The sequence below is a fragment of the Vibrio sp. SSH13-20 genome, assembly GCF_040104475.1.
GTDB classification, from domain to species: domain Bacteria; phylum Pseudomonadota; class Gammaproteobacteria; order Enterobacterales; family Vibrionaceae; genus Vibrio; species Vibrio harveyi.
Window position 1 is genome coordinate 67,587 of the sequence record NZ_JBECOU010000006.1, and the last position, 24,741, is coordinate 92,327.

Consider the following 24,741-nt stretch of genomic DNA (forward strand, 5'->3'; position numbering starts at 1 on the left):
GCAAGGAGAAAAACAGTGACAGAACAGAAAGTTGTCATTATCGATACTGGCTGTGCCAACGTTTCTTCGGTGAAGTTTGCCATTGAACGCCTAGGTTATGACGTAACTATTTCAAAAGATCCACAAGTTGTATTGGCAGCTGACAAGTTATTTCTACCGGGAGTGGGGACTGCCAGTGAAGCGATGAAGAACCTAGAAGAGCGCGATCTTATCAGCTTGGTAAAACAGGTAGAAAAGCCATTGCTAGGTATCTGTTTAGGCATGCAACTATTGGGCAAAGTGTCTCAAGAGAAAGGGCAGAAAGCAGATGAGTTGGTTGAGTGTCTTGGACTTTGTGATGGCGAAGTGAAGTTGCTACAAACCGGCGATTTACCGCTGCCGCATATGGGGTGGAACACAGTGTCTGCAAAAGCAGGTAACCCATTGTTCAAAGGCATTGAAGAAGGTGAGTACTTCTACTTTGTACACAGCTTTGCAATGCCTGTCGGGGAGTACACGATTGCTGAGTGTGAATACGGCAACCCGTTCACAGCAGCAGTACAAAGCGGTAACTACTACGGTGTGCAATTCCACCCTGAGCGTTCTTCAAAAGCGGGCGCGAAGCTTATTCAAAACTTCTTAGAATTATAAAAGGGATTTAGTGTGATTATTCCAGCTCTTGATTTAATTGAAGGACAGGTGGTTCGCCTTTATCAAGGTGATTACGGTCAAGTTACCGAGTACAAAGTCGATCCAGCAAAGCAGTTTAATTTGTACCACCAAGCGGGTGCTAACTGGCTACACTTAGTGGATTTAACTGGCGCGAAAGACACGACAGCACGTCAACTTGATTTGATTGCAAAGCTATTAGCAAGTACGCCAGCGAACATCCAAATTGGTGGTGGAGTGCGTACAGAGCAGGACGTGATTGATCTGTTAGAAGCCGGTGCGCAGCGCGTTGTCGTTGGTTCTACAGCGGTAAAACAGCCAGAGCTTGTGAAAGGTTGGATGGAAAAATACGGTGCAGAGAAAATTGTTCTCGCGCTAGACATCAACATCGATCAAGACGGCACGCGTAAGGTAGCGATCTCTGGTTGGCAAGAAGATTCAGGCGTGACTATCGAAGCATTGATCAACGATTATCTGACGGTAGGTCTACAGCATGTGCTTTGCACGGACATTTCTCGTGACGGTACGCTAGAAGGTTCAAACGTTGAGCTTTACGTCGACTTATGTAAACAGTACCCGCAAGTGCAGTTCCAATCTTCAGGTGGCATCGGTTCATTAGCGGATATCGAAGCACTAAAAGGCAGCGGTGTTGCTGGCGTGATTGTTGGTCGTGCATTGTTAGATGGTAAGTTCACAGCAGAGGAGGCGTTTGCATGTTGGCAAAGCGAATAATTCCATGTCTTGATGTTCGTGATGGACAAGTGGTGAAGGGCGTCCAGTTTCGCAACCACGAAATTATTGGTGACATCGTTCCTCTAGCGCAGCGTTATGCTGAAGAAGGCGCTGACGAGCTTGTGTTCTACGATATTACCGCTTCAAGTGATGGTCGTGTCGTCGATAAAAGTTGGGTCGCTCGCGTTGCAGAAGTGATTGATATCCCGTTCTGTGTGGCTGGTGGTATTAAATCAGCAGAAGACGCGGCGCGCATTCTTGAGTTTGGTGCAGATAAGGTATCTATTAACTCTCCTGCCTTGGCTAACCCTCAGTTAATTACTGACCTTGCTGATAAGTTTGGTGTGCAATGTATCGTCGTTGGTATCGATTCATACTACGACAAAGAGACGGGCAAGTATCAGGTTTACCAGTTTACTGGTGATGAAGAACGCACCAAAGCGACCCAATGGGAAACGCGTGATTGGGTGCAAGAAGTACAAAAGCGCGGCGCTGGTGAAATCGTGCTGAACATGATGAACCAAGACGGTGTACGTAACGGCTACGACATCGAACAACTGAATATGGTGCGTGAAGTGTGTAACGTGCCATTGATTGCATCGGGCGGTGCAGGTGCCATGGAGCATTTCGCAGAAGCCTACCAAAAAGCAAATGTGGATGGCGCGCTTGCCGCATCGGTATTCCACAAGCAAGTCATCAATATTGGTGAACTAAAGCAGTATTTGAAACAACAAGGCATTGAGGTACGACTATGAGTGTGAAAGCCGCCGAAGTAAGTTCGCTAGCTGAGCGAATCAACTGGGAAAAGGTGGATGGTCTGGTACCTGCCATCGTACAAGATTTCCAATCAAGCCAAGTGCTGATGATGGGTTACATGAACCAAGATGCGTTGGCAAAAACGGGCGAAACAGGTCAAGTGACGTTTTTCTCTCGTACCAAGCAACGTCTTTGGACGAAAGGTGAGACCTCTGGCAACGTATTGCAATTGGTGAACATTCAGATCGATTGCGACAACGATACGCTACTGGTGAAAGTGAATCCCATTGGTCCTACGTGTCACTTGGGTAACACAACTTGCTGGGATGTGGACCCTCAAGAGGAGTCACAAATGGTGTGGCTTCATCAACTTGAGCAGCTATTGGCTGCCCGCAAGAGTGCCGACCCAGATTCCTCTTATACTGCCAGTCTTTATGCCCGTGGCACCAAGCGTATTTCGCAAAAAGTGGGCGAAGAAGGCGTTGAAGTCGCGCTTGCGGCGACGTCGGGCGATAAGGCGGAGTTAGTGTGTGAATCAGCAGACTTGATTTACCACTTGCTGGTATTGCTTCAGGACCAAGGTCTATCGATGAATGACGTGGTGAATAAACTGAAAGAGCGTCATAAATAAGCCTGCTATAGATAAATGAAAGCCCCTATGACTCGGGAGTCTAGGGGCTTTTTTAATTTAGTGTTCTTGGTTCGGGGTAAACCTCGGCGACAGTGCGAGTGGCGATTGGATTCTGAATCACGCTCGTCCTTCGTTGTTCAGAATGACGGTATATTTTCTAATGGTGCTTGCAGTAGAGTTATCTACTTCAAACAGGTACATATATTCACGTCATTTCGACAAGCCTAAGCGATGTCAAGAATCCAATTAAATCGAGTTTAATAAGCTAGGTATGGATGCTTTACCCACAACACTTCTTAAATTTCTTACCACTTCCACAGATACACGGGTCATTGCGACCTACTTTTAGGCTACTTACTGGCTGGCTTAAGCGTGGATCTTGCTCTAGTTCGTCTTCTGGCTCTTCAGGAAATGTGCCGTCAATGTAGTACCAAAGTCCTTCTTCTTTTACAAAGCGAGAACGCTCTGTCATGCAGTAGCGTTTGCCGTCTTCATTAAAGTACGCATTGAACTCAACAAAACCTTCATTCTTGTTGCTACCCGCTTCAGTTTTGACTACCTCAAGCTTGCACCAATCGCTATCGATGGACTGGGCAATGCCTTCACGTTGTTCTTCTGCGTTACAGCTTGGGTGATATGTTTTTACCACGTAATCCACTAGACCCAACACATGTGCACTATAGCGAGAACGCATCAACTGCTCTGGAGTGATGACGTCAGCATGGTTATTGTGGGCGATTTCACAACACTGTGAGTAGGTGCGGTTAGACCCGCAAGGACAAGAAGAAGCCATAAAATGAAATCTCGATTAATTAAGCGGTAAAACAAACAACCTTTTACACCCAACTTATTCTCGCTGAACGTAGCATCGCGAGGTTACTTGGGCATATCAGTGAGGCTGGAGGTATTCTTTTGGGGCATTATAGCGATTTAGGGCGTTTGAGACAGCAGTTCTTGGGCCCACGCAGTGGATTGACTGAACGCCTTCGCTAATTGTGGTTCATTCAGTTTGAGCGCGTTACAGTACTTTTCCGTCGTTTCCCAATCGGCTTTCTCGTAAGCAATGATCATTGAAAGTAGGTAGCCTAATACACCTTTTCGACTGGTGAGTGCTTGTTTGATTTCCTCATCGACTGGAATGTCGCTGATTACATCGGATAGTGGCTGATCGAGTAGTGAGTCCAGCAGTGAAAACATACCTGTCAGGAATGCTTGCCCCGGATCATACTTGGTTTTCATCTGGCTCAACAAAATCTCACACATACGTGCGCGTTGAATCGCTAACGAATAGAGAGAGTCAGGTTTATCCTCGTGCACAGAGGCAATCGCCACAAGAGAAATAAAGCGTCTTAAGCGCTCTTCACCAAGGTAAACCAGAGCTTGACGGAAAGACTTAATCTTAGTTGTGAGCGTGTAACCTGAGTTTACGTAAGTCAACAGCTTATAAGACAAAGTCACATCAATAGAAAACAGACGTTCTACCTCATTGAAATCGATAGGTTTATCTGCAATTTCTTTGCACAGTTGTATAACCGTCAAAAACGCTGGGTTGAGGCGTTTCTTCTGAATCATCTCTGGCTTACTGAAAAAGTATCCTTGGAAGTAGTTAAAACCAGCATCCATCGCTTGCTCAAACTCTTCATAGGTTTCGACTTTTTCTGCTAAGAAGTCGATACCAAAATGTCCGAGAGAACGAATATAGATTGCAGCTTTATCTATAGGCACCAAACGGATATCAAACTTAATGATAGCGACGTATGGTAAGAAGCGCTTCCAAGCCTTGGTCGGAACGAAGTCATCTAATGCGACACGATAACCAGATGCGTGCAGATGTTTAATCGCATGAAGTAGCTCATCTGTCGGTTCGCAATCTTCCAGCACCTCTACAACTAACGACTCATTAGGAAATAGAGTAGGAACTAGGTTGACTAAGCTTTGGTATGGAAAATTAACAAAGCCGAGTTTATCACCTAGTGTGCTGTAGTGAGTCGTCAAGAAGTGATCAGACAAAAGTCGGCTAGTCGCCATTTCTGGTTCTACTTCTGGAAAGGTGTTTTTCGGACCGTCACGAAAGAGAAGCTCGTACCCAATGGTACGCTTTTCTCTGTCTAGTATCGGTTGACGAGCTACGTATGAATACTTCAATGCGGTACTTTGTTCTGTTTAACTTAGTATTACGATGATAGCGATTTTTTGTAAAATTTCTATGCTTTACGCGTCAATCTTCTACACGCTCGACAAGCTTTACTTCAATTCTGTGTCAAACGGTCGTGTTTGTAAGTCAAAACCGTCAGAATTTACTTGTAAAACTGAGCCTTGGGTATACCAATCACCTAAAACGATGCGGGTGTTTTTAGCACCATTAAGTTCAAAAAAATGTGTATTTGGACGATGTGTATGACCGTGAATCATCAAGTTGACGCAGTTTTGAGACATAACACGTTCAACTTCGCCTTGGTTTACATCCATGATATCGAGAGACTTGGTTTTTTTATCATCTCGAATGTCTGATTGAACCTTGGTGACAATTCTTTTCTTAACGAACCAAGGAATTCGATTAAACAACCATTGAAGCCATGGTTTATGAACGGTTTTACGAAACTCTTGGTATTTCACATCATCAATGCAAAGTGTATCGCCATGTAAGATAACGGCTTTTTGACCATAGAGGTCAATCGTACAAACGTCGTCGAGCAACGTCATACCGGTTTCTTTGCAAAAGCGTTTACCTAGGAGGAAGTCTCGGTTGCCTTGGATGAAGAAAACAGGGACACCAGAATCCGTCAGCGCTTTAAATTCAGCGCGGATCTGGTCTGCGAAAGGGGTGTCATCATCGTCACCAATCCAAAACTCGAACAAATCACCGAGCACATACAAAGTATCTGCATGGATCGCCTCTGTACGCATGAACGTGACAAAGCACTCCGTGATGTCCGGACGTGATGGGGTAAGATGAAGATCAGATATAAATAATGTCGTCATAGAAATAAGGGGAGGCGAAGCCTCCCCACAAACTTATCTCTTGGTGGCAATTCTAAAGAATTACTCTTCGATTGTAGTACCAGTGATCATTACATCTTCTAGAGGTACGTCTTGGTGCATGCCGTAAGAACCAGTGCTAACGCCTTTGATCTTGTTTACGATGTCCATGCCTTCGATTACTTCACCGAATACACAGTAACCCCAACCATCTAGGCTTTCGCTACGGAAATCTAGGAACGTGTTGTTGTTTACGTTGATGAAGAACTGAGAGCTTGCTGAATGCGGCTCCATAGTACGAGCCATAGCAAGTGTACCCACTTTGTTGCTAAGGCCGTTGTTTGCTTCGTTCTTGATAGGTGCACGTGTAGCTTTTTCACGTAGACCAGACTCCATACCACCACCTTGGATCATGAAGCCGTCAATAACACGGTGGAAAAGAGTGTTGTCATAGAAACCGTCGCGGCAGTACTGAAGGAAGTTTGCGCTTGTTTCTGGCGCTTTCTCTTCGTTTAGTTGAATCTTGATGTCACCAAAATTAGTGTGAAGGGTGATCATGCTACTTTCCTTTACTGTGTTGTATTGAAACTGCGATTCTAGCCTAAGTTATTACGCTTTAAAAACTCAGGAAGAACAAATTCATAGTTTTGTGCTTGAAGTTTAGCCGATTATCGTTTTATCGGTTAATTGCTATTACCTAATAAGGTCTGAGTTGTTATACTCGGCGTTCTTGTTATTCATTCACAATCATAGATAGAGATCATGTTAAAGATATATAACACACTCACAAGACAGAAAGAGGAATTCAAACCAATTACAGCCGGCAAAGTTGGCATGTATGTCTGTGGAGTTACCATCTACGATCTCTGTCATATTGGTCACGGTCGTACTTTCGTTTCTTTTGATGTTGTTTCTCGTTACCTACGTTACCTTGGTTACGATCTAACGTTTGTACGCAACATCACTGATATCGACGATAAAATCATCAAACGCGCGGCAGAAAACGGCGAGTCTTGTGATTCACTTACTGAACGTTTGATCGGTGAAATGCACGCTGACTTTGATGCACTAAACATGAAACGTCCTGACGTTGAGCCTCGTGCGACTCAGTTCATTGCTGAAATCATCGAATTGGTTGAAAAGCTAATCGAGCGTGGTTTTGCTTACGTTGCAGACAACGGCGACGTAATGTTCGAAGTGGGCAAGTTCAACGAATACGGAAAACTGTCTAAGCAAGATCTTGACCAGCTTCAAGCTGGTGCTCGTGTCGATATCGAAACAGCAAAACGTAGCCCGCTAGACTTCGTACTTTGGAAGATGTCTAAACCGGGAGAGCCAACATGGGAATCACCATGGGGTCCAGGTCGTCCAGGTTGGCACATTGAGTGTTCTGCTATGAACTCGTCAATCCTAGGCAACCACTTCGACATTCACGGCGGCGGTTCTGATCTTCAGTTCCCACACCACGAGAACGAAATCGCGCAATCATGCTGTGCACACGACACTCAGTACGTGAACACATGGATGCACAGCGGCATGGTAATGGTAGACCGTGAGAAGATGTCAAAGTCTCTAGGTAACTTCTTTACTATCCGTGATGTTCTAGGTCACTACGATGCTGAGACCGTTCGTTACTTCCTAATGTCTGGTCACTACCGTAGCCAGCTAAACTACAGCGAAGATAACCTAAACCAAGCACGCGCGTCTCTTGAGCGTCTATACACATCTCTACGTGGTCTGGATCTAAATGCTGCGCCAGCGGGTGGTGAAGAATACGTAACTCGCTTTACAGCAGCGATGAACGATGACTTCAACACACCAGAAGCTTACTCAGTACTGTTTGACATGGCGCGTGAAGTAAACCGTCTGAAGACAGAAAACCTAGAGAAAGCGAGCGAGCTAGGTGCGCTAATGCGTGAACTGGCTGACGTGATCGGTATTCTTCACCAAGATCCAGAAGCATTCTTAAAAGGTGATGCAGGCGACGACGATGAAGTGGCTGAAATCGAAGCACTAATTAAGCTACGTAACGATTCTCGTGCAGCAAAAGATTGGGCTAACGCAGATATGGCTCGTGACAAGCTGACGGAAATGGGCATTGTTCTGGAAGATGGTCCAGAAGGCACAACGTGGCGACGTAAGTAATTGAATCTTTAAAAAGGGCTGATGATTCAGCCCTTTTCTTTACAAGCTTTTATAAATTCTAAACTTTAACGAAGGTAGTGCTCTGTGGCTCAGATGTATTTCTATTACTCGGCAATGAACGCGGGTAAATCGACAACTCTTCTTCAATCTTCATTTAACTACCAAGAACGTGGCATGACGCCTGTGATTTTCACAGCAGCGTTAGATGATCGCTACGGCGTAGGTAAAGTGAGCTCTCGTATTGGTTTGCAATCAGACGCGCATTTGTTCCGTCCAGATACCAACCTTTACCAAGAGATCGCGGCACTGCATGAAGTTGAAAAACGTCACTGTATCCTAATTGATGAGTGTCAGTTTTTGTCGAAAGAACAGGTTTACCAACTAACAGAAGTGGTTGATAAGCTGCATATTCCTGTACTCTGCTATGGTCTTCGTACCGATTTTCTAGGCGAACTTTTTGAAGGCAGCAAGTACCTGCTATCTTGGGCAGACAAGTTGGTGGAACTCAAAACGATTTGTCACTGTGGTCGCAAGGCAAACATGGTTATCCGTACTGATGAGCACGGTGTTGCAATCAAAGAAGGTGATCAAGTCGCAATCGGTGGTAACGATCGTTACGTATCCGTTTGTCGCCAGCATTATAAAGAAGCACTTGGTAAGTAAGCCAGTCTAGATAAGAGTTAGATAAGAAAAAGCCACCGAATTCGGTGGCTTTTTACTGTCTAGCTGTTGGTCCGTAAGTGAAGGATTACGCGAGACCAAACTCAAACTTTTCTCGAAGTGCTTGATAAGAAGACTCAACGTGGGCAGGAATCTCTTGTTTTGTTTGAAAGCCTTTCTCTGGGTAGGTTTTCACACGAGAAAAATCTTCCATGAGCGCTTCAAGCACCATCATTAATGGCATTTCTTCGTTGATATATTCAAAGAAAGGGTGCGCTGTGGACGTGACTTGAAGCTGTGAATAAGGCGATTGCCACTGTTTTTCAAAGGTTGCAATGGCGCGTCTTTCCATAAATGGCTTTTGAACCAAAATCAGAGAGTCACAACTAATCCCTTTTTTTTTCAATAACAGCTCAGTGAAGCGAACGTTCTCACCACTGTTACTCGACTTTGTTTCGAGCAATATTGCTTCGCTCGGTACACCTGCAAGCTTGGCGATATCTGCAAAAGTCTCAGCTTCACTTCTCTCAAATAAACCATCCGTAAAACGCCCTTCGCCACCAGAAAATACAATGAGTGGCGCAAATTTTTGATGGTAAAGCTTAGCGGCGTGTTCGGCTACGCGTAAGTCATTACTGCACATTACAAATAGGCAGTCAGCAGGCTTTAGCTTATGCTTGAGTTGCATGTACTCCCACAAGATTTCAATGTGTTGATAGAGTTTCATAGTGCGTCCAGCGTTGAGGTGAATTGGAACTGGTAACCAAGCGAGATAAGTTTGTCTGCAAGGATTCGCTTATCGGCGGTTTCGGTGACTGGCGGAAGGGCAATGTCTAAATCACTTTGCGTAATGGCGGCTTGATAAAACTCAGCTTTGCTGACGGTATTTGGCGTGGTCGCATTAACTACCTCATTCTCAATTTGATTGAGCGCGAAAGCCGTTGCCGCAACAGCATCGTTTTGATGCACCATATTCGCTGGCGCTTTGCGACTGACCTGTTTTAATCGCAACGCAAAGCGAGACGGGTGTCGGTCGGCACCAATCAAACCACTACAGCGAACGATAGCGTAGTCAATACCGGAGTCCATCACGTATTGCTCGGCTTGCAGCATAATACGTGCATTATCAGAGAAATGCGGATTGTCTTGCGCTAAAGCGAATGTGGCGTCTTCCTCTCTCATATCGACGGGAAAATTTGGATAGACCGTCGTTGAACTGACCATCAAAAGCTTTTCCACACCACTTACTTTTGCGGCTTCAACTAATCGTTGCCATTGCTGTGCATATTCTTGTCCGTTTCCTTTGCGAAAACCTGGAGGAAACGATCCGACAATGCGCTCTATTTGTTCTTGTTTGATCAGTTCGACAATTTTCTGTTGAGCTCTTGGCTCGCTAAGGTCAAGTTGAGCCGTTCGTACGGAAGTGATTGGAAGTTCATCTAGCCTAGATTGGCTACGACGGGTAACCGTAACATGGTGTCCTTGGTCAGCTAAAGTTTGTGCAAGTGGCGCTCCTAGCCAGCCTGCGCCCACGATCAATATATTTGCCATCTGTATGTTCCTAAAGTATGCCCTGATGACTACTCAAACAGGGTTTGTAACTCTAATCTGGCTTGTTGATGCAGGGGATCGGAATGCCATTTCTGATGTTGTATCAAATCAATGTTGACTTGCCATGCCAGTTTTGTGAATTCTTCGCCAAGTTTCACTAAGGTATTTGGTGCGTAAGACACCAAATGTTCAGGAAGAAAGCACCAGCCAAATCCCTTGTTCGCCAGTTCTAATAATATGTAGTAATCATCAGCGTACCAGATATCTGGGCTAAACGCCTGATTAAGACCGCTCACGTCTTCATTCTTTGAACGGATTACCAGTTGACGATGTTGCTTTAGCTCGTCGATGTTTCGGATTGGCTGTATTGCTAAAGGGTGTTGTGATGAGACAAACACATCAAAACCAATATGCCCTAGGTTAGATAAATCAACATTCTTAGGCATTTGTAAGTCACTTAAGATGATGCCCGTTGTCGCACGTTCTGATTTAATTAGTTCAATAATGTCAGGGCTGGATGCGGTCAAGCATTCCACCTGTAGACTTGGGAATTTTTTTTCTAAATTTTTCAATGCAATCGGGAGGCGGGTGAGCGGAATCCCTTCGTCAACAGCAAGGACAAGCTTGGTTGCAGGGCTGGAAAAAAGTTGAGACGCTTTATTATTCAGTCGGTCAAGTTGGCTAAGCGTTGCAAGTGCGTAAGGCATTAACTCATGACCTTTCTCCGTCAGTTTTGGATAACGACCAGTTCGATCAAAAAGGTCCACGCCGCAATCAAGTTCCATGTTCATGATGTGCTGACTGATCACCGATTGTGCTCGTCCAAGCTTACGGGCTGCTGCGGAGAAAGAACCAGCTTCTGATGTAGTGGCGAAAGCTTGTAGTTGTTCAATAGTAAACATATCGTTTTAACCGATGGTACCTAACTTTTACTTATCTTAATGATAGATAAAATGCCAGTCATTGAGTAGAACTATTTAGGTAAAACATCATGACTCGTAACGAACGTATCTTTCACGCTGTACTATTTGAAATGATTGCATTGGCGATCATTATTCCTGCTGCTTCTTTAATAACAGGGAAGGGATCCAGTGACTTAGCGGTGGTGGGTATTGGTCTGAGTCTTTACACCGTAGTTTGGAACTACATTTATAACTTGTACTTTGACAAGTGGTTTGGTCCAAACCGCGAAGAGCGCAGTCTAGCGATGCGAATTGGTCACACTTTGGGATTTGAAGGTGGATTAATCTTCTTGTCTATTCCGGTGATCGCGTGGTTTTTGGAAATCACTCTGCTACAGGCATTAGCGTTAGAAGCGGGCTTCTTAATTTTCTTCTTATTTTATGCAACGGGCTTTAACTGGGCGTATGATAAAATTCAACCATTTGGAAAAATGAGAAAGCTCATTGCTTAATATAGTGAGTCTAGATAAATTTAATTATCAAAAAAGCCACCATTGCGGTGGCTTTTTTAATTCCGATACTGGTTTATTTAAATATCGTTATTCAGCAGAAAGGACTCGAAGAATTTTATCTGCGTGTTCTGCAACTTCGATACCTTCGTCAGTTAGATAACCGCCATCAGGTTGTGTACATAGTTGTTTTTCGTACAGACGAGCAACGGCTGCCTGCATTTCTTCAGAAGCTTCTTTGTGGACTTTGATGCCTGTTGCTGCGCTGCTTAAATCGAATTGAAGAAGTAGGTTCAGTTCGGCGATATGGTCAGCTGAATATTTCATAGGTAATTCCTTCGTACTTTTTTATCCAAGCTAGTCTGAAAACTAAGGTTGAGCAATAGAAAACCCTTAGAAATGTTAAGTGTAGCGCTATAGCTCTGATATAACGCGGAAATTTTATTCTACGGTAAACATTTGACCCAAATATTAATAATGGTTAGGACAATAACTCATAGTTGAATTTTATCGATTACTCTCTCAACAACAACAAATTTGGTAAACATGAAAAATAGCCCTTGAAAAAGTCTGGAAATGGAGCGATTATCCGCGCCTCGTTAATTGTTTCTAAATGTTACACTTCCATGAACTTCAATCAGTTTGACTCATTATTACCACCTCAGGCTGCTGAACGTGCCGCCGAAGTAGGTGTTGGCAAAGCAACTAAAGCTCCAATGAAATCTTTCCTGTTGGCAATTTCAGCAGGTCTTCACATTGGTATCGCTTTTATTTTTTATACAACCGTAACCACAGGTGCTGGTGATCTTCCATGGGGCATTACACGTCTTATTGGTGGTTTGGCATTCAGTCTTGGTCTGATCTTAGTGGTAGTAACCGGCGGCGAGCTTTTTACTAGCTCAGTTCTTACGCTGGTGGCACGTGCAAGCGGCAAGATTTCATGGAAAGCCTTAATGAAAAACTGGCTGGTTGTGTACTTCGGTAACATGGTTGGTGCGGTTTTGCTTGTTGTGTGTATGCTGATCACCAAACAGTACATGTTCGACGGTGGTCAAGTGGGCTTGAATGCGATGGCCATTTCGCAGCACAAACTGCATCATGGCTTTTTCCAAGCTGTCGCGCTGGGCATCATGTGTAACGTTTTGGTATGTATCGCAGTTTGGATGACGTTCAGTGGTCGCACATTGACTGATAAAATCGCCGTAATGATCTTGCCGGTAGCTATGTTCGTTTCTGCTGGGTTTGAGCACTGTATCGCTAACATGTTCCAAGTACCAATGGCGATCGGTATTAAATACTTCGCACCTGAATCGTTTTGGCAAATGACAGGTGCAAACATTGCAGATTACGCGGATCTAAACATGATGGGATTCTTAGTGAACAACCTAATCCCTGTGACAATCGGTAATATCATCGGTGGTGGTGTCTTCGTTGGCATGTGGTATTGGATGATTTATCTACGTGATGAAGACAAGCATCTGAAATAACTTTTAAAAAAGGCAAGCTAAATGGCTTGCCTTTCTTTTATCTAAACTTCGCTCAACCGATGTTTAAACCAGTTCTTCGTTGATGCCATATTCGTTTGGAATCCAATGAGACGTCATTTCTACCGGTTCCTGAGTCAGCCAATCAACGGGCGAATCTGACTGCAACTCATCGAAGTTTTCTCGTACGGCTAACCTATCCATGGTGCTCTCCCTATGTCGTTTAATTGCACTTTAGAAGAGTAAGATGACGGTTCAATGACCAATCAGTGACCATTAAATTTCGCAGTGTACAGTGGTCTCAAAGTTGCGCTTATGTTTCTGGTTGCTTATGGGTTTTCGGGGTTTATCCACATTTTCTGTGGATAACCTGTCTCAAAGATCGTGAGTATCTTTTTTGATCGAGAAAAATTCATAAAATGAGACGCTTATGTGATGACGAAGTAACCGATTTTATGTCTTTTCCTTGTTGATAAACTTCACTTTAATACGTCCTTCTTTGGTTTGTACACAACTTAGTGTCATCTCTAAAGTGATCGCTACAGACACACTGAGCATGACAAAAATCGCCAGCATAATAACCAATTGATACTTGATGGCGATCATCGGGCTAGCACCACCTAAGATCTGACCTGTCATCATACCAGGGAGCGTCACCAAGCCTGTTGTCGCCATAGAAGCAAGAATTGGCGCAAGGGATTTGCGAAGGGCTTCTTGAAGAAAAGGGAAGGAGGCATACCTAGGAGCGGCTCCCAATGAGATGGCTGCCTCGTACTCTGACTTGCGTTGTTCGAAAGCGGTGAATAAGTTCTGCAACGCGACAATATTGCTGCTTAAGCTATTGCCTAACAGCATGCCTGCTAATGGAATCATGTATTGGGCATTGTAGAATGGTTCTGGCTTTACGAGACCTAAAGTGATAGCGGCAAGAAGAGGGACTAGACTGCAAGACAAGCCAGTAATCAGTGGGAGCATGAGTGGTTTCTTCGGAAGATTAGCTTTGCCCACAATTGAGCTTGCTCCGACGACAACCATAATGGATAACCACAGTAAATTTACGAGTAAGCTATTTAGCTTAAAAAGGTATTCCAGATACACACCAACCAAAATGAGTTGCACTGTCATTCGCGCAACACTCATCGCTGTATCTTTCGCAATTCCTAATTTATAGCGAGCATTGATGGTGAGTGGAACAATAAGAATCAAACTAAAAAGTGCAAGCTCAAACCAATTTATATCGACAACTTGATTCATAAACCTTCTCCCAAAATCAATGCTTTGATTCTAACGAAGTGGCATAGGTTTATGAATTGCTAAGCTCTGTTTTTTCGCAATCTCATCGACAAAATGATCGCTAAGACTTCGTGAAGTTTTCTTAACATAAAGTTCACAAAGTATTGTCTTTAGTCGAAAAAATAGCGATTTAGTAGCACGAAAAAATCCATAAAAATGTAAACAAAGTTAATCTAATGTTGTATTCTTAACATGTTTGCAAAAGACTTATTTTTTCACATCTATTAATATTCTTTCACAAAGAATATCAATCAAACACATCTCTGGATGAGCTCAAAAAAGTGTTGGATAACAAGGGCTGGAGCGTCAGATTTGATTGAACCTTACTATTAGTATGGTCTAACATTTTCCAATAGAGATTGTAAAAAACTTAAGCTTGGTAACGCAGGCTTTTCAATAACACTAGATACAAAATAGGCAAATGTATGAGTGATGTTAACAAAATTGAGAGTGGTGAAAAACGCTCCCTGGAGTGGAAGTCTTTCCTCTTCATTGCAGTTGTTCTCTTCCCAATTCTGAGTGTGGCTTTCGTAGGTGGCTACGGATTTATCGTTTGGGCACTACAAGTGTTCTTCTTTGGTCCTCCAGGCGCACACGGCATGTAAGCCAGTGAGCTCACAACCACACTTTTGAAAAGATTTTAAGAGAGCAAATAATGAAATCATTAATCATTAAACTGTGGCGTACGATGACGCGCCCGGCAGTTCATATCAGCCTTGGCGTGCTGACTATGGGCGGTTTCATCGCTGGTGTTATTTTCTGGGGTGGTTTTAACACCGCACTAGAAGCAACCAACACAGAAGAATTCTGTATTAGCTGTCACACTATGCGTGACAACGTATACGTTGAACTGCAAGACACGGTTCACTGGAAAAACCACTCTGGTGTTCGTGCTACATGTCCTGACTGTCACGTTCCACACAACTGGACAGATAAAATCGCTCGTAAAATGCAAGCATCTAAAGAAGTATTTGCACAAGTATTTGGCAACTACGACGAACCGGGTGTTTTCGAAGAGCGCCGTATCGAACTTGCTAAACACGAATGGGATCGTTTCTCTGCAAACAAATCTCTAGAGTGTAAAAACTGTCACAACTACGATTCTATGGACTTCGAGCAAATGTCTCCAACGGCTCGTATCCAAATGAAACAAGCAGCTGAGAAAGACCAAAGCTGTGTTGACTGTCACAAAGGTATCGCACACAACCTGCCAGCTGGTATGGACAGCATTGGTGGTATCGTTGGTGACCTTGAAGGTATGACTTCAAACACTGACTACGGTGTAGGTCAACAACTTGTAAGTGTTCGTCATCTACCAATCTACTTCGACGATAAAGGTGCTAAAGAAGCAGGTCTTCTAAACCCAGCATCGACTGTTAAAGTTCTTGAAGAGAAAGGCGACTACGTTGAAGTTGAAATCGATGGCTGGCGTAAAGCGAAAGGCTTCGGTCGTGTAATTCAAGAAGACTTCGGTAAGAACATCGCAGTAGCATCACTACTAAAAGAAGCATCAACAGACGCTAACGTTGTGACTGCTGGTGAGAAGAAAGTTGATGAGCTAACAGGTCTTCCTTGGGAGAAAGTAGCTGCGAAAGTATGGATCAAGAAAGAATCTATGCTGAACGACATCAACCCTGTATGGGAAAAATCAAAAGAAGCTTACAAAACTAACTGTTCAGTATGTCACACACAACCTGCTGAAGCGCACTTCGATGCGAACACATGGCCAGGTATGTTCGACGGTATGCTAGCGTTCGTTAACCTAGATACAGACAGTGAAGCACTGATCTTGAAGTACCTACAGAAGCACTCTTCAGATTATGCTGAAGGTCACCACTAATAAGCGTCGGATTGGAGTAAATTAAATGGCTATTACACGAAGAAGTTTTCTTAAAGGTGTAGCAACCACAAGTGCAGCGTCAGTTATCGGCCCAAGCTTATTAGCTTCAGCATCTGCAAATGCAGCTGAGACTACTGGTACTTGGAAAGTAACAGGTTCACACTGGGGCGCGTTTCGCGCCCACATCTACGCGGGTAAAGTTCAAGAGATCAAACCGCTAGAACTAGACCAGAACCCAACAGAAATGTTGAACGGCATCAAGGGCATCATCTACAGCCCATCACGTGTTCGTTACCCAATGGTTCGTCTAGATTGGCTGAAGAAGCACAAATACAGCGCTGAGACGCGCGGTAACAACCGTTTCATCCGTGTAACTTGGGATGAAGCTCTAGACCTGTTCTACCGTGAGCTAGAACGTGTTCAGAAAGAATACGGTCCATGGGCTCTACACGCAGGTCAAACTGGTTGGAACCAAACTGGTGCGTTCAACAACTGTACGGCACACATGCAACGTGCTGTAGGTATGCACGGTAACTTCATCACTAAAGTAGGTGACTACTCGACTGGTGCAGGTCAAACCATCATGCCTTACGTACTTGGTTCAACAGAAGTTTATGCACAAGGTACGTCTTGGTCTGAAATTCTAGAGAACTCAGACAACATCATTCTTTGGGCAAATGACCCAGTGAAAAACCTGCAAGTAGGTTGGAACTGTGAAACGCACGAATCTTTCAACTACCTAGCGCAGTTGAAGGAAAAAGTAGCGAAAGGCGAGATCAATGTTCTTTCTGTAGACCCAGTTAAGAACAAGACTCAACGTTACCTAGAGAACGATCACCTATACATTAACCCGCTAACAGACGTAGCATTCATGCTTGCTGTTGCGCACGTACTGTACAACGAAGACCTATACGACAAGAAGTTTATTGAAACTTACTGTCTAGGTTTCGAAGATTTCATCAAGTACGTTCAAGGTGAAACGAAAGATAAAGTTGTTAAGACACCTGAGTGGGCTGCTCCTATCTGTGGCGTGAAAGCGGACAAGATTCGTGAATTCGCACGCATGCTAGTGAACGGTCGTACACAAATCCTTATGGGTTGGTGTATCCAACGTCAAGAGCACGGTGAGCAACCATACTGGGCAGCAGCAGTAGTTGCAGCAATGGTTGGTCAAATTGGTCTGCCTGGCGGTGGTATCTCTTACGGTCACCACTACTCAAGTATCGGTGTACCTTCAACTGGTTTCGCGGGTCCTGGTGGTTTCCCTCGTAACCTAGATACTGGTATGAAGCCGAAGTGGGACAACAACGACTTTAACGGTTACAGCCGTACTATCCCTGTTGCTCGTTGGATCGACTGTCTGCTAGAACCAGGCAAAGAGATCAACTACAACGGTGGTAAAGTTAAACTTCCAGACTTCAAGATGATGGTGATCTCGGGTTGTAACCCATGGCACCACCACCAAGATCGTAACCGCATGAAGCAAGCGTTCCAGAAGCTACAAACAGTAGTAACGGTTGAGTTCGCTTGGACTGCAACGTGTCGTTTCTCTGATATCGTGCTTCCAGCATGTACTCAGTGGGAACGTAACGACATCGACGTGTACGGTTCTTACTCGAACAAAGGTTTGATTGCTATGCATCGTCTAGTGGATCCATTGTTCCAATCTAAGCCAGACTTCCAAATCATGAGTGAACTGACTCAACGCTTTGGTCGTCGCGACGAGTACACTCGTGGCATGAGCGAGATGGAATGGATCCGCAGCCTGTACAACGATTGTAAGAAAGCGAACGACGGTAAGTTCGAAATGCCAGAATTTGATGAGTTCTGGGAGAAGAGCGTACTAGACTTCGGTCAAGGTAAGCCTTGGGTTCGTCACGCTGACTTCCGTCAAGATCCGGAAATCAACCCACTGGGTACACCTTCTGGTTTCATCGAGATCACTTCTCGTAAGATCGGTCGTTACGGTTACGAACACTGTCAAGAACACCCTATGTGGTTCGAGAAATCAGAACGTTCACACGGTGGTCCTGGCTCTGACAAACACCCGTACTGGCTACAATCTTGCCACCCAGACAAGCGTCTGCACTCTCAGATGTGTGAATCTGAAGACTTCCGTGCAACTTACGCTGTTCAAGGTCGTGAGCCTGTATACATCAACCCGGCTGATGCAAAAGCGAAAGGCATCAAAGACGGTGACTTGGTACGCGTATTTAACGATCGTGGTCAGCTTCTTGCTGGTGCTGTACTTACTGACAGCTACCCACGTGGTGTTATCCGTATCGAAGAAGGTGCGTGGTATGGTCCTCTAAACGAGAAAGTAGGTGCAATCTGTACTTACGGTGACCCTAACACTCTAACTCAAGATATCGGTTCTTCTGAGCTAGCACAGGCGACTTCTGCGAATACATGTATCGTAAACTTCGAGAAGTTCACTGGTAAAGTTCCACCAGTTACTTCATTCGGTGGTCCAATCGAAGTTGCTTAATCAGAGCACTAAGCTTTAAATAAAATACCAGCCTTCGGGCTGGTATTTTTTTGACCAAATTTCAGTGAGCATTCTCTCAATACCGAGTTTGGGCTTGCTCAAGAGCAACAGATTCGTGACGTCGATAACGAATTGAGCAGCAGAAGCGGAGGATAATGAGCCAAACTAAACAATAATAATCAAGTGAGTAGATTTTCTATGGCTCAGACCATTCAATTGGCCAATCATACTGAGATCTCAGTAAGTGATAACGATCTTCAATTCGAAATCGTCGGCAACCAAATTCACTTTTCTTTTGCCGGGATACACAATAAAACCTTTACTGACCGTGAAGTCTTGTTTCAAATGCCTTTTCTCTATGAGCAAGGCGCAACCGTTATCGGTGATGGCTTCCAAATGTTGGCACAGACCAGCGGTACCATTTCTCAACCTATCGACATTGGTCGTTGCCCCGATAACAACAATTCCTACCGTATTTACCCTGAGAGCACACCAAAGCGTTACTACAACTATTTAGTCGTAGAAGACTCTGCAGGTTACACCTTATTTGGTTTCACTACTTGCCGTCGCTTTGCTGGTTACTTTGAGGTGAAGCAACATGGTGAACATTGGGTACTTTCAGCAGCAATCGATGGTGAAAGAACGCAAGTTGCAGACTGGGAACATAACCATCTTGAATCGGTTGTTGTGTTACGTGGGAGTTCGTTATCTGAGCTGTATCAAGAATACAGTGAGATGATTGCAGAACATCACCCTGCACGTAACGGAGTAATGCAAGACGCTCCGGTTGGTTGGTGCTCTTGGTATGCCTACTACGCGGACGTGACCGAAGGCAACGTTTTGGAAAACGTGGAATGTATGCAAGACAACCTAGCTGAGGTCGAATGGGTACTGCTAGATGATGGCTACCAAGTATTTATGGGAGATTGGCTAACGCCTTCAGATAAGTTCTCTGGTGGTGTAAAAGAGCTGATTCATAACATTCGTGCAAAAGGCAAAAAACCAGCCATTTGGATGGCACCATTCATTGCCCAGCCAGAATCAGAAATCTTCAAAAAGCATCCCGATTGGTTTGTGCGTCACGAAGACGGAGAGCTTCTGAAAGCTGAAGATGTCACCTATGGTGGTTGGCGTTGTACACCTTGGTACATTCTCGATACTTCAAACCCTGAAGTTCAAGATCACTTAACTCACGTAGTATCTGTCATGCGCGAAGAGTGGGGTGTTGAGCTATTCAAATTAGATGCAAACTATTGGGGCACTTTAAAAGGTAAGCGCAGTCAATCGGGCGTAACCGGTGTAGAAGCCTACCGTATGGGTATGGAAGCGATCGCTAAAGGGGCAGGAGATGCATGGCTATTGGGTTGTAACGCACCAATGTGGCCTTCTTTGGGCTTAGTCGATGCTATGCGTGTGTCTGACGATGTAGAGCGCCATAGCCATCGCTTTGAGCAAATTGCTAAAGAGACCTTCTTCCGCAGTTGGCAGCATCGCAAGTTATGGCAAATCGACCCAGATTGCGCAACGTTCACTTCATTACCTAACCAAGCAGCCTCGCGTGAAGATTATCAATTCCATCGTAACGTGCTGTTAGCGTGTGGCGGTCTACTACTTTCCGGTGACCCTCTACCAGAAATCACCCCATTTGCGAGTAAGACGCTAGCGAAACTGATGCTGCGTCAACGCCGTAATCAAGAATCGGCTAAGTTTACCGCATTAGGTTTGAACCATGCTTTTCTGCCACTAACATCTAAGAATGATCTGCACTGTTTGTTTAACTACGCGAACGATGATGCGACAGAATTTACGCTTACCGCAGACCAACCAACAGATTGGTATGATTACTGGACCGGGGAGAAGCTCAATCAAGAGCCATGTCAGTTATTGCTAGTCAGCTTAGATAAAGGGTTAAATGCTAAGGCTGTCGTGACAGCAATGTAATTGGAAAAGTGAGCCAATCTCGTCCTTTTCAGAAATAAAGGCTAAAATTACTGTAAATGATAACTATTATCATTTACAGTAATGCTAATGAAAGGTAGAATCCTTCTATCTTTTCAAAGTAACTATTTGCCTTCTGGAGAAAACAGGGATGAGATTAAAAATTGGCTCTTTTGCCAAACCTGCGGTTGTACTTTTGTCTATGATGTCACTTGGATTAAGCACGGCAGCAATGGCAGCCGAGAAATTTAAAGTAGTGACAACTTTCACCATTATCGCGGATATGGCTCAAAACGTAGCTGGTGATGCGGCTGTTGTTGAGTCGATTACTAAACCTGACGCTGAGATTCACAACTATCAAGCGACCCCTGGTGATATTCGACGCGCTCAAGGCGCGGATCTTATTCTGTACAATGGTTTGAACCTAGAACTGTGGTTCAAAAAGTTCTTCAAAAATCTTCATGATGTGCCAAGTGTGATTGTGACCGAGGGTGTGCAGCCGATGAGCATCGCTCAAGGTCCTTACAGTGGCAAACCTAATCCCCATGCTTGGATGTCTCCAAGTGATGCTCTGATATACGTCGATAATATTCGTGATGCACTAGTGAAATACGACAGTGTTAATGCAAAGACTTACCAAAAGAATGCTGAAGCATACAAAAAGCAGATCATGGATATGGTTCAGCCTATTCGCGAAAAAGTGGCTCAAATCCCAGAAGACAAACGTTGGTTGGTAACAAGTGAAGGGGCATTCAGCTATTTGGCTCGAGACTTCGGTCTTAAAGAACTCTACCTATGGCCAATCAATGCAGACTCGCAAGGTACGCCACAACAAGTTAAACGCGTTATTGATGAAGTTCGTGCAAATCAGATCTCTGCGGTATTCAGTGAAAGCACGGTATCGGCAAAGCCAGCACAGCAGGTTGCGCGTGAAACAGGGGCTAAATATGCAGGTGTCTTGTACGTGGATTCATTGAGCAGTAAAAACGGTCCAGTGCCAACCTTCTTAGACTTACTGAAAGTGACTTCAAACACAATCGCAGAGGGTCTAGAACAGTAATGGCAGGAATTAAAGTATCAGACATTAGTGTCACTTATCGCAACGGTCATACCGCGCTATATGATGCAAGTTTTTCTCTTCCAAAAGGATCAATTACGGCTCTTGTTGGTGTGAATGGCAGCGGTAAGTCGACGTTATTCAAATCCATTATGGGGTTTGTACCGGTTAGCCAAGGATCGGTTGAGATCCTTGGTATGCCGGCAAAAAAAGCTCTAAAACAGAATGTTGTCGCGTACGTACCGCAAAGCGAAGAAATCGATTGGAACTTTCCTGTTCTGGTTGAAGATGTTGTCATGATGGGGCGCTATGGTCATATGGGATTACTCCGCATTCCAAAGCAAACCGATCATGACATGGTGACGGCTGCACTTGATCGCGTGAACATGACCGCGTTTAGAAAACGCCAAATAGGTGAACTTTCTGGCGGACAAAAGAAACGTGTTTTTCTTGCGCGAGCATTGGCGCAAGAGAGTGACGTTATTTTGCTGGATGAACCTTTTACTGGTGTCGACGTTCAAACGGAAGAACAAATCATGGCGTTGCTGCGTGACTTACGTGATGAGGGCAAAGTCATGCTGGTATCCACGCACAATTTAGGTAGTGTGCCAGATTTTTGTGACCGCACCGTATTGATCAACCGAACTGTGCTTGCTTCCGGGATGACTAGCGAAATCTTCACTCCTGAAAACCTCGAACTTGCATTTGGTGGCGTCCTTCGACACTTCATCCTTGGCGGTAAAGATCTTCATGAAGATGATGATGAGCGTAAGTTGACAGTATTGTCTGACCACGAACGTCCAGTTGTTATGTATGGTGAGCAGCAAGCTGTTCCGGTTTCGCGTCCAGACAAGTAAGGAGTTCATTTTTATGGATTATTTACTCGAACCTTTTCACTATGGCTACATGGTGAATGCCATGTGGGTGAGTGCATTGATTGGCGGTGTCTGCGGCTTTCTGTCGACTTACCTAATGTTGAAAGGCTGGTCACTCATTGGTGATGCACTTTCTCACTCGATCGTTCCTGGGGTTGCTGGTGCATATATGCTCGGCTTACCTTTTGCCTTTGGCGCGTTTTTGTCTGGTGGTCTTGCTGCCGCTGGAATGTTGTTCTTGAGCCAAAGAAGCAAATTAAAAGAAGATGCCATCATTGGTTTGATATTTACGTCTTTTTTTGGTCTGGGGTTATTTTTAGTTTCTCTTTTCCCTGCCGCGGTGAATATTCAAACTATTGTATTAGGTAATGTGCTCGCCATCACGCCGACCGATACATTCCAGTTAGTTATTATTGGTGGTATCTCGCTTGCCGTTATGCTCGTCAAATGGAAAGACCTAATGGTGGTCTTTTTCGATGAGAACCATGCCAAGAGTGTCGGACTGAACCCGACCCGATTGAAAGTGTTGTTTTTTACGCTTCTAAGTGCATGTACTGTCGCAGCGTTGCAGACCGTTGGTGCTTTTTTGGTTATTGCGATGGTTGTTATTCCAGGGGCTACAGCGTATTTAATGACTGACCGATTTTCACGCGTGATTGTTTACGCTGTTGCAATTGGGTCTCTAAGTTCATTCGTTGGTGCCTACGTCAGTTACTACATTGATGGTGCGACTGGCGGGATCATCGTTTTACTGCAAGCAGCTTGTTTCTTGATGGCATTTGTTTTCGCACCTAAGCATGGTCAAATTGCGATTAGACGTAAAAGCAAACAACAAATCGCAAAAAAGAATCGTGAATCAGTGTCTTCAATGCCTATGATGAATAAGGAGCACAAAAATGCTTGATACACTCCTTATGCCTTTTACCTTCACATTCATGCAGCAAGCATTCTTGATTGTTTTGCTTGTTTCAATTCCAACGGCTTTATTGTCTTGCTTCCTTGTATTGAAAGGTTGGTCGTTGATGGGGGACGCCATCGCGCACTCGATTCTTCCTGGTGTGGTGATTGCCTATATCCTTGCTATCCCTTACACCGTTGGCGCGTTTGCTGCGGGTATATTTTGTGCGCTTTCAACAGGCTACTTAAAAGAAAATAGCCGTATCAAAGAAGACACCATTATGGGCGTAGTCTTTTCTGCCATGTTCGCGCTTGGTCTCGTATTGATGACCAAAATCGAAGTAGGCGTCCACCTAGATCATATCTTGTTTGGTGATGCACTAGGTGTGAGTTGGGCGGACATCATTGAAGCCGCAATCGTCGCTTTACTTGTTGTGCTGTTTGCGGTGTTCAAAGGAAAAGATTTGTTAGTTTTCGTATTTGATTACCAACACGCGCAAGCAATTGGTCTGCCTGTTAAGTTTCTCCATTATGGTTTGCTTTCGTTACTATCGTTAGCCATTGTCGCTGCACTTAAGGCTGTTGGGATGATCTTAGTTATCGCGATGCTGATTGCTCCCGGGGCAACTGCATTCTTACTAACGCGCCGTTTCCACAGCATGGTGTTGCTTGCCTTATGTATGTCACTGCTGAGTGCTTTTCTTGGTGTGTACTTGAGCTTTTTCATTGACAGTGCACCAGCGCCTACCATCATTCTCATCATGACGCTGAAGTTTATTATTGTCTTCTGCTACACCAGTTATAAAAATAGGAAAGTGGAGTTTAAATCTGGCGACACGATAGAACAGTTTTAAACCAGACTTTTCATCAAAGCCCAAGTATTGAATTGCTTGGGCTTTTTTCGTTGTCACTACTATACCCAAGTAACCTCGAGATGCTAGGTTCAGCGAGACTGACTTGGTTTGTAGACGCGGCGGCGATTTAAAGGTTTAGTGGGTCTAAATCAAGAATCGGCAACAAAGTATACAAGCCAAGGCTCTTATATTTGCAAGGAGCGCCCTTTGGGAGCGTGTCTTTGACTCGCTTTTTTAGTCAAACAAATGGCTGCGTCAAACAACTTGGAAAGAGCTGGCTATTACACTGCGTTGTTTTCCTTGCTCTCGAATCAATGACAACGCTCTGAGTCCTGCATCTTGAAGTCACTTGGGTATAAACGACCTCTATTGAATGAATCCTGTGTGTTGTGCTTGTCGGGTGAATTTATTGAGTCTTTTTTACGTTTTGAAATTAGGACAAAAGCAAAATTTCAGGTAAAGTAACCGCCTTTGTGAGCAAACTCGCTTCCTTGGTGCAATT

26 protein-coding genes are annotated in these 24,741 nt (G+C 44.4%); 16 read left to right on the forward strand and 10 right to left on the reverse strand.

The window, feature by feature from the left end; translation table 11 throughout:
• Nucleotides 1-15: 15 nt before the first annotated feature.
• Genes hisH through hisIE form a run of 4 tightly spaced genes read left to right on the forward strand, consistent with a single transcriptional unit; the run spans nt 16 to nt 2,767 of the window.
• Entirely contained in the window at nt 16-630 is a 615-nt protein-coding gene (hisH, locus tag ABMY42_RS17740; protein WP_017819522.1) for an imidazole glycerol phosphate synthase subunit HisH, read from the forward strand.
• A 12-nt stretch (nt 631-642) separates the two neighbouring features.
• Nucleotides 643-1,380 carry a 1-(5-phosphoribosyl)-5-[(5-phosphoribosylamino)methylideneamino]imidazole-4-carboxamide isomerase gene (gene hisA, locus ABMY42_RS17745; RefSeq protein ID WP_050907664.1) on the forward strand — a complete coding sequence of 246 codons (738 nt, stop codon included), beginning with the start codon at nt 643-645 and terminating at the stop codon, nt 1,378-1,380.
• Nucleotides 1,362-2,135: an imidazole glycerol phosphate synthase subunit HisF gene (gene hisF / locus ABMY42_RS17750; protein WP_004749837.1), complete on the forward strand. Its 774-nt coding sequence runs from the start codon at nt 1,362-1,364 to the stop codon at nt 2,133-2,135. The genes hisA and hisF overlap by 19 nt, the downstream gene beginning before the upstream one ends.
• On the forward strand, nt 2,132-2,767 hold the full coding sequence (gene hisIE / locus ABMY42_RS17755) for a bifunctional phosphoribosyl-AMP cyclohydrolase/phosphoribosyl-ATP diphosphatase HisIE (protein WP_349266589.1): 636 nt from the start codon (nt 2,132-2,134) through the stop codon (nt 2,765-2,767). The genes hisF and hisIE overlap by 4 nt, the downstream gene beginning before the upstream one ends.
• 280 nt (nt 2,768-3,047) lie before the next feature.
• Here hisIE and ABMY42_RS17760 read toward each other — a convergent pair whose 3' ends face one another.
• The 4 genes from ABMY42_RS17760 to ABMY42_RS17775 all read right to left on the reverse strand — a co-directional run bounded on the left by ABMY42_RS17760 (nt 3,048) and on the right by ABMY42_RS17775 (nt 6,304).
• Nucleotides 3,048-3,560 (reverse strand): YchJ family protein, encoded by a 513-nt coding sequence (locus ABMY42_RS17760; RefSeq protein ID WP_050907663.1) that lies wholly within the window; start codon nt 3,558-3,560, stop codon nt 3,048-3,050.
• Between the two features lie 137 nt (nt 3,561-3,697).
• Complete coding sequence (locus tag ABMY42_RS17765; protein WP_009698175.1) at nt 3,698-4,912, reverse strand: EAL domain-containing protein; 1,215 nt, start codon at nt 4,910-4,912, stop codon at nt 3,698-3,700.
• Between the two features lie 99 nt (nt 4,913-5,011).
• Entirely contained in the window at nt 5,012-5,749 is a 738-nt protein-coding gene (gene lpxH, locus ABMY42_RS17770; RefSeq protein ID WP_026138395.1) for a UDP-2,3-diacylglucosamine diphosphatase, read from the reverse strand.
• A 60-nt stretch (nt 5,750-5,809) separates the two neighbouring features.
• Nucleotides 5,810-6,304 carry a peptidylprolyl isomerase gene (locus ABMY42_RS17775; RefSeq protein WP_005437228.1) on the reverse strand — a complete coding sequence of 165 codons (495 nt, stop codon included), beginning with the start codon at nt 6,302-6,304 and terminating at the stop codon, nt 5,810-5,812.
• Nucleotides 6,305-6,508: 204 nt separating this feature from the next.
• Here ABMY42_RS17775 and cysS point away from each other — a divergent pair, with 204 nt between their 5' ends.
• A complete protein-coding gene (gene cysS / locus ABMY42_RS17780; RefSeq protein WP_005437232.1) occupies nt 6,509-7,891 on the forward strand; it encodes a cysteine--tRNA ligase in 1,383 nt (460 codons plus the stop codon).
• Nucleotides 7,892-7,975: 84 nt separating this feature from the next.
• Nucleotides 7,976-8,554, forward strand: coding sequence for a thymidine kinase (locus ABMY42_RS17785; protein WP_005450744.1), 579 nt, complete (start codon nt 7,976-7,978; stop codon nt 8,552-8,554).
• Between the two features lie 85 nt (nt 8,555-8,639).
• Here ABMY42_RS17785 and ABMY42_RS17790 read toward each other — a convergent pair whose 3' ends face one another.
• From ABMY42_RS17790 to ABMY42_RS17800, 3 genes are read right to left on the reverse strand one after another with little or no spacing between them, the layout of a single operon-like run.
• Nucleotides 8,640-9,278 carry a YdcF family protein gene (locus tag ABMY42_RS17790; RefSeq protein WP_349266590.1) on the reverse strand — a complete coding sequence of 213 codons (639 nt, stop codon included), beginning with the start codon at nt 9,276-9,278 and terminating at the stop codon, nt 8,640-8,642.
• Nucleotides 9,275-10,102, reverse strand: coding sequence for an NAD(P)H-binding protein (locus ABMY42_RS17795; protein WP_349266591.1), 828 nt, complete (start codon nt 10,100-10,102; stop codon nt 9,275-9,277). The genes ABMY42_RS17790 and ABMY42_RS17795 overlap by 4 nt, the downstream gene beginning before the upstream one ends.
• Before the next feature lie 29 nt (nt 10,103-10,131).
• Nucleotides 10,132-11,004: a LysR family transcriptional regulator gene (locus ABMY42_RS17800; RefSeq protein WP_005450739.1), complete on the reverse strand. Its 873-nt coding sequence runs from the start codon at nt 11,002-11,004 to the stop codon at nt 10,132-10,134.
• An 89-nt stretch (nt 11,005-11,093) separates the two neighbouring features.
• Here ABMY42_RS17800 and ABMY42_RS17805 point away from each other — a divergent pair, with 89 nt between their 5' ends.
• Entirely contained in the window at nt 11,094-11,516 is a 423-nt protein-coding gene (locus ABMY42_RS17805; protein WP_005450737.1) for a PACE efflux transporter, read from the forward strand.
• Between the two features lie 87 nt (nt 11,517-11,603).
• Here ABMY42_RS17805 and ABMY42_RS17810 read toward each other — a convergent pair whose 3' ends face one another.
• Nucleotides 11,604-11,840 carry a TIGR02647 family protein gene (locus ABMY42_RS17810; RefSeq protein WP_005430269.1) on the reverse strand — a complete coding sequence of 79 codons (237 nt, stop codon included), beginning with the start codon at nt 11,838-11,840 and terminating at the stop codon, nt 11,604-11,606.
• Between the two features lie 299 nt (nt 11,841-12,139).
• On the opposite strand from ABMY42_RS17810, the gene focA reads away from it, so the two are divergent.
• On the forward strand, nt 12,140-13,000 hold the full coding sequence (gene focA / locus ABMY42_RS17815; protein WP_005450735.1) for a formate transporter FocA: 861 nt from the start codon (nt 12,140-12,142) through the stop codon (nt 12,998-13,000).
• A 63-nt stretch (nt 13,001-13,063) separates the two neighbouring features.
• Here focA and ABMY42_RS17820 read toward each other — a convergent pair whose 3' ends face one another.
• Both ABMY42_RS17820 and ABMY42_RS17825 read right to left on the reverse strand, forming a co-directional pair.
• Nucleotides 13,064-13,201 carry a hypothetical protein gene (locus tag ABMY42_RS17820; protein WP_005450732.1) on the reverse strand — a complete coding sequence of 46 codons (138 nt, stop codon included), beginning with the start codon at nt 13,199-13,201 and terminating at the stop codon, nt 13,064-13,066.
• Between the two features lie 249 nt (nt 13,202-13,450).
• Entirely contained in the window at nt 13,451-14,251 is an 801-nt protein-coding gene (locus ABMY42_RS17825) for an ABC transporter permease (RefSeq protein WP_239213945.1), read from the reverse strand.
• A 464-nt stretch (nt 14,252-14,715) separates the two neighbouring features.
• On the opposite strand from ABMY42_RS17825, the gene torE reads away from it, so the two are divergent.
• The 8 genes from torE (at nt 14,716) to ABMY42_RS17865 (ending at nt 24,239) form a co-directional block, all read left to right on the forward strand.
• Entirely contained in the window at nt 14,716-14,895 is a 180-nt protein-coding gene (gene torE / locus ABMY42_RS17830) for a trimethylamine N-oxide reductase system protein TorE (RefSeq protein ID WP_005450728.1), read from the forward strand.
• A gap of 50 nt (nt 14,896-14,945) precedes the next feature.
• Nucleotides 14,946-16,130: a pentaheme c-type cytochrome TorC gene (gene torC, locus ABMY42_RS17835; protein WP_005450726.1), complete on the forward strand. Its 1,185-nt coding sequence runs from the start codon at nt 14,946-14,948 to the stop codon at nt 16,128-16,130.
• Nucleotides 16,131-16,155: 25 nt separating this feature from the next.
• On the forward strand, nt 16,156-18,618 hold the full coding sequence (gene torA, locus ABMY42_RS17840; protein WP_005450724.1) for a trimethylamine-N-oxide reductase TorA: 2,463 nt from the start codon (nt 16,156-16,158) through the stop codon (nt 18,616-18,618).
• A gap of 198 nt (nt 18,619-18,816) precedes the next feature.
• Nucleotides 18,817-20,559 (forward strand): alpha-galactosidase, encoded by a 1,743-nt coding sequence (locus tag ABMY42_RS17845; RefSeq protein ID WP_349266592.1) that lies wholly within the window; start codon nt 18,817-18,819, stop codon nt 20,557-20,559.
• Between the two features lie 148 nt (nt 20,560-20,707).
• Complete coding sequence (locus ABMY42_RS17850; protein ID WP_005450720.1) at nt 20,708-21,616, forward strand: metal ABC transporter substrate-binding protein; 909 nt, start codon at nt 20,708-20,710, stop codon at nt 21,614-21,616.
• Nucleotides 21,616-22,470 (forward strand): manganese/iron ABC transporter ATP-binding protein, encoded by an 855-nt coding sequence (locus ABMY42_RS17855; RefSeq protein WP_005450718.1) that lies wholly within the window; start codon nt 21,616-21,618, stop codon nt 22,468-22,470. Before ABMY42_RS17850 ends, ABMY42_RS17855 begins: the two co-directional genes overlap by 1 nt.
• A gap of 13 nt (nt 22,471-22,483) precedes the next feature.
• A complete protein-coding gene (locus tag ABMY42_RS17860; protein WP_349266593.1) occupies nt 22,484-23,392 on the forward strand; it encodes a metal ABC transporter permease in 909 nt (302 codons plus the stop codon).
• Nucleotides 23,385-24,239: a metal ABC transporter permease gene (locus ABMY42_RS17865; RefSeq protein WP_005450714.1), complete on the forward strand. Its 855-nt coding sequence runs from the start codon at nt 23,385-23,387 to the stop codon at nt 24,237-24,239. The genes ABMY42_RS17860 and ABMY42_RS17865 overlap by 8 nt, the downstream gene beginning before the upstream one ends.
• The last annotated feature ends 502 nt before the right edge of the window (nt 24,240-24,741 follow it).

Coding starts and splice junctions, on each gene's coding strand:
- hisF (WP_004749837.1), top strand. CDS start 1,362: ATGTTGGCAAAGCGAATAATTCCATGTCTTGATGTTCGTGATGGACAA.
- hisIE (WP_349266589.1), top strand. CDS start 2,132: ATGAGTGTGAAAGCCGCCGAAGTAAGTTCGCTAGCTGAGCGAATCAAC.
- ABMY42_RS17760 (WP_050907663.1), bottom strand. CDS start 3,560: ATGGCTTCTTCTTGTCCTTGCGGGTCTAACCGCACCTACTCACAGTGT.
- lpxH (WP_026138395.1), bottom strand. CDS start 5,749: ATGACGACATTATTTATATCTGATCTTCATCTTACCCCATCACGTCCG.
- ABMY42_RS17775 (WP_005437228.1), bottom strand. CDS start 6,304: ATGATCACCCTTCACACTAATTTTGGTGACATCAAGATTCAACTAAAC.
- cysS (WP_005437232.1), top strand. CDS start 6,509: ATGTTAAAGATATATAACACACTCACAAGACAGAAAGAGGAATTCAAA.
- ABMY42_RS17790 (WP_349266590.1), bottom strand. CDS start 9,278: ATGAAACTCTATCAACACATTGAAATCTTGTGGGAGTACATGCAACTC.
- ABMY42_RS17795 (WP_349266591.1), bottom strand. CDS start 10,102: ATGGCAAATATATTGATCGTGGGCGCAGGCTGGCTAGGAGCGCCACTT.
- ABMY42_RS17800 (WP_005450739.1), bottom strand. CDS start 11,004: ATGTTTACTATTGAACAACTACAAGCTTTCGCCACTACATCAGAAGCT.
- ABMY42_RS17805 (WP_005450737.1), top strand. CDS start 11,094: ATGACTCGTAACGAACGTATCTTTCACGCTGTACTATTTGAAATGATT.
- ABMY42_RS17810 (WP_005430269.1), bottom strand. CDS start 11,840: ATGAAATATTCAGCTGACCATATCGCCGAACTGAACCTACTTCTTCAA.
- focA (WP_005450735.1), top strand. CDS start 12,140: ATGAACTTCAATCAGTTTGACTCATTATTACCACCTCAGGCTGCTGAA.
- ABMY42_RS17820 (WP_005450732.1), bottom strand. CDS start 13,201: ATGGATAGGTTAGCCGTACGAGAAAACTTCGATGAGTTGCAGTCAGAT.
- ABMY42_RS17825 (WP_239213945.1), bottom strand. CDS start 14,251: ATGAATCAAGTTGTCGATATAAATTGGTTTGAGCTTGCACTTTTTAGT.
- torE (WP_005450728.1), top strand. CDS start 14,716: ATGAGTGATGTTAACAAAATTGAGAGTGGTGAAAAACGCTCCCTGGAG.
- torC (WP_005450726.1), top strand. CDS start 14,946: ATGAAATCATTAATCATTAAACTGTGGCGTACGATGACGCGCCCGGCA.
- torA (WP_005450724.1), top strand. CDS start 16,156: ATGGCTATTACACGAAGAAGTTTTCTTAAAGGTGTAGCAACCACAAGT.
- ABMY42_RS17845 (WP_349266592.1), top strand. CDS start 18,817: ATGGCTCAGACCATTCAATTGGCCAATCATACTGAGATCTCAGTAAGT.
- ABMY42_RS17850 (WP_005450720.1), top strand. CDS start 20,708: ATGAGATTAAAAATTGGCTCTTTTGCCAAACCTGCGGTTGTACTTTTG.
- ABMY42_RS17855 (WP_005450718.1), top strand. CDS start 21,616: ATGGCAGGAATTAAAGTATCAGACATTAGTGTCACTTATCGCAACGGT.
- ABMY42_RS17860 (WP_349266593.1), top strand. CDS start 22,484: ATGGATTATTTACTCGAACCTTTTCACTATGGCTACATGGTGAATGCC.
- ABMY42_RS17865 (WP_005450714.1), top strand. CDS start 23,385: ATGCTTGATACACTCCTTATGCCTTTTACCTTCACATTCATGCAGCAA.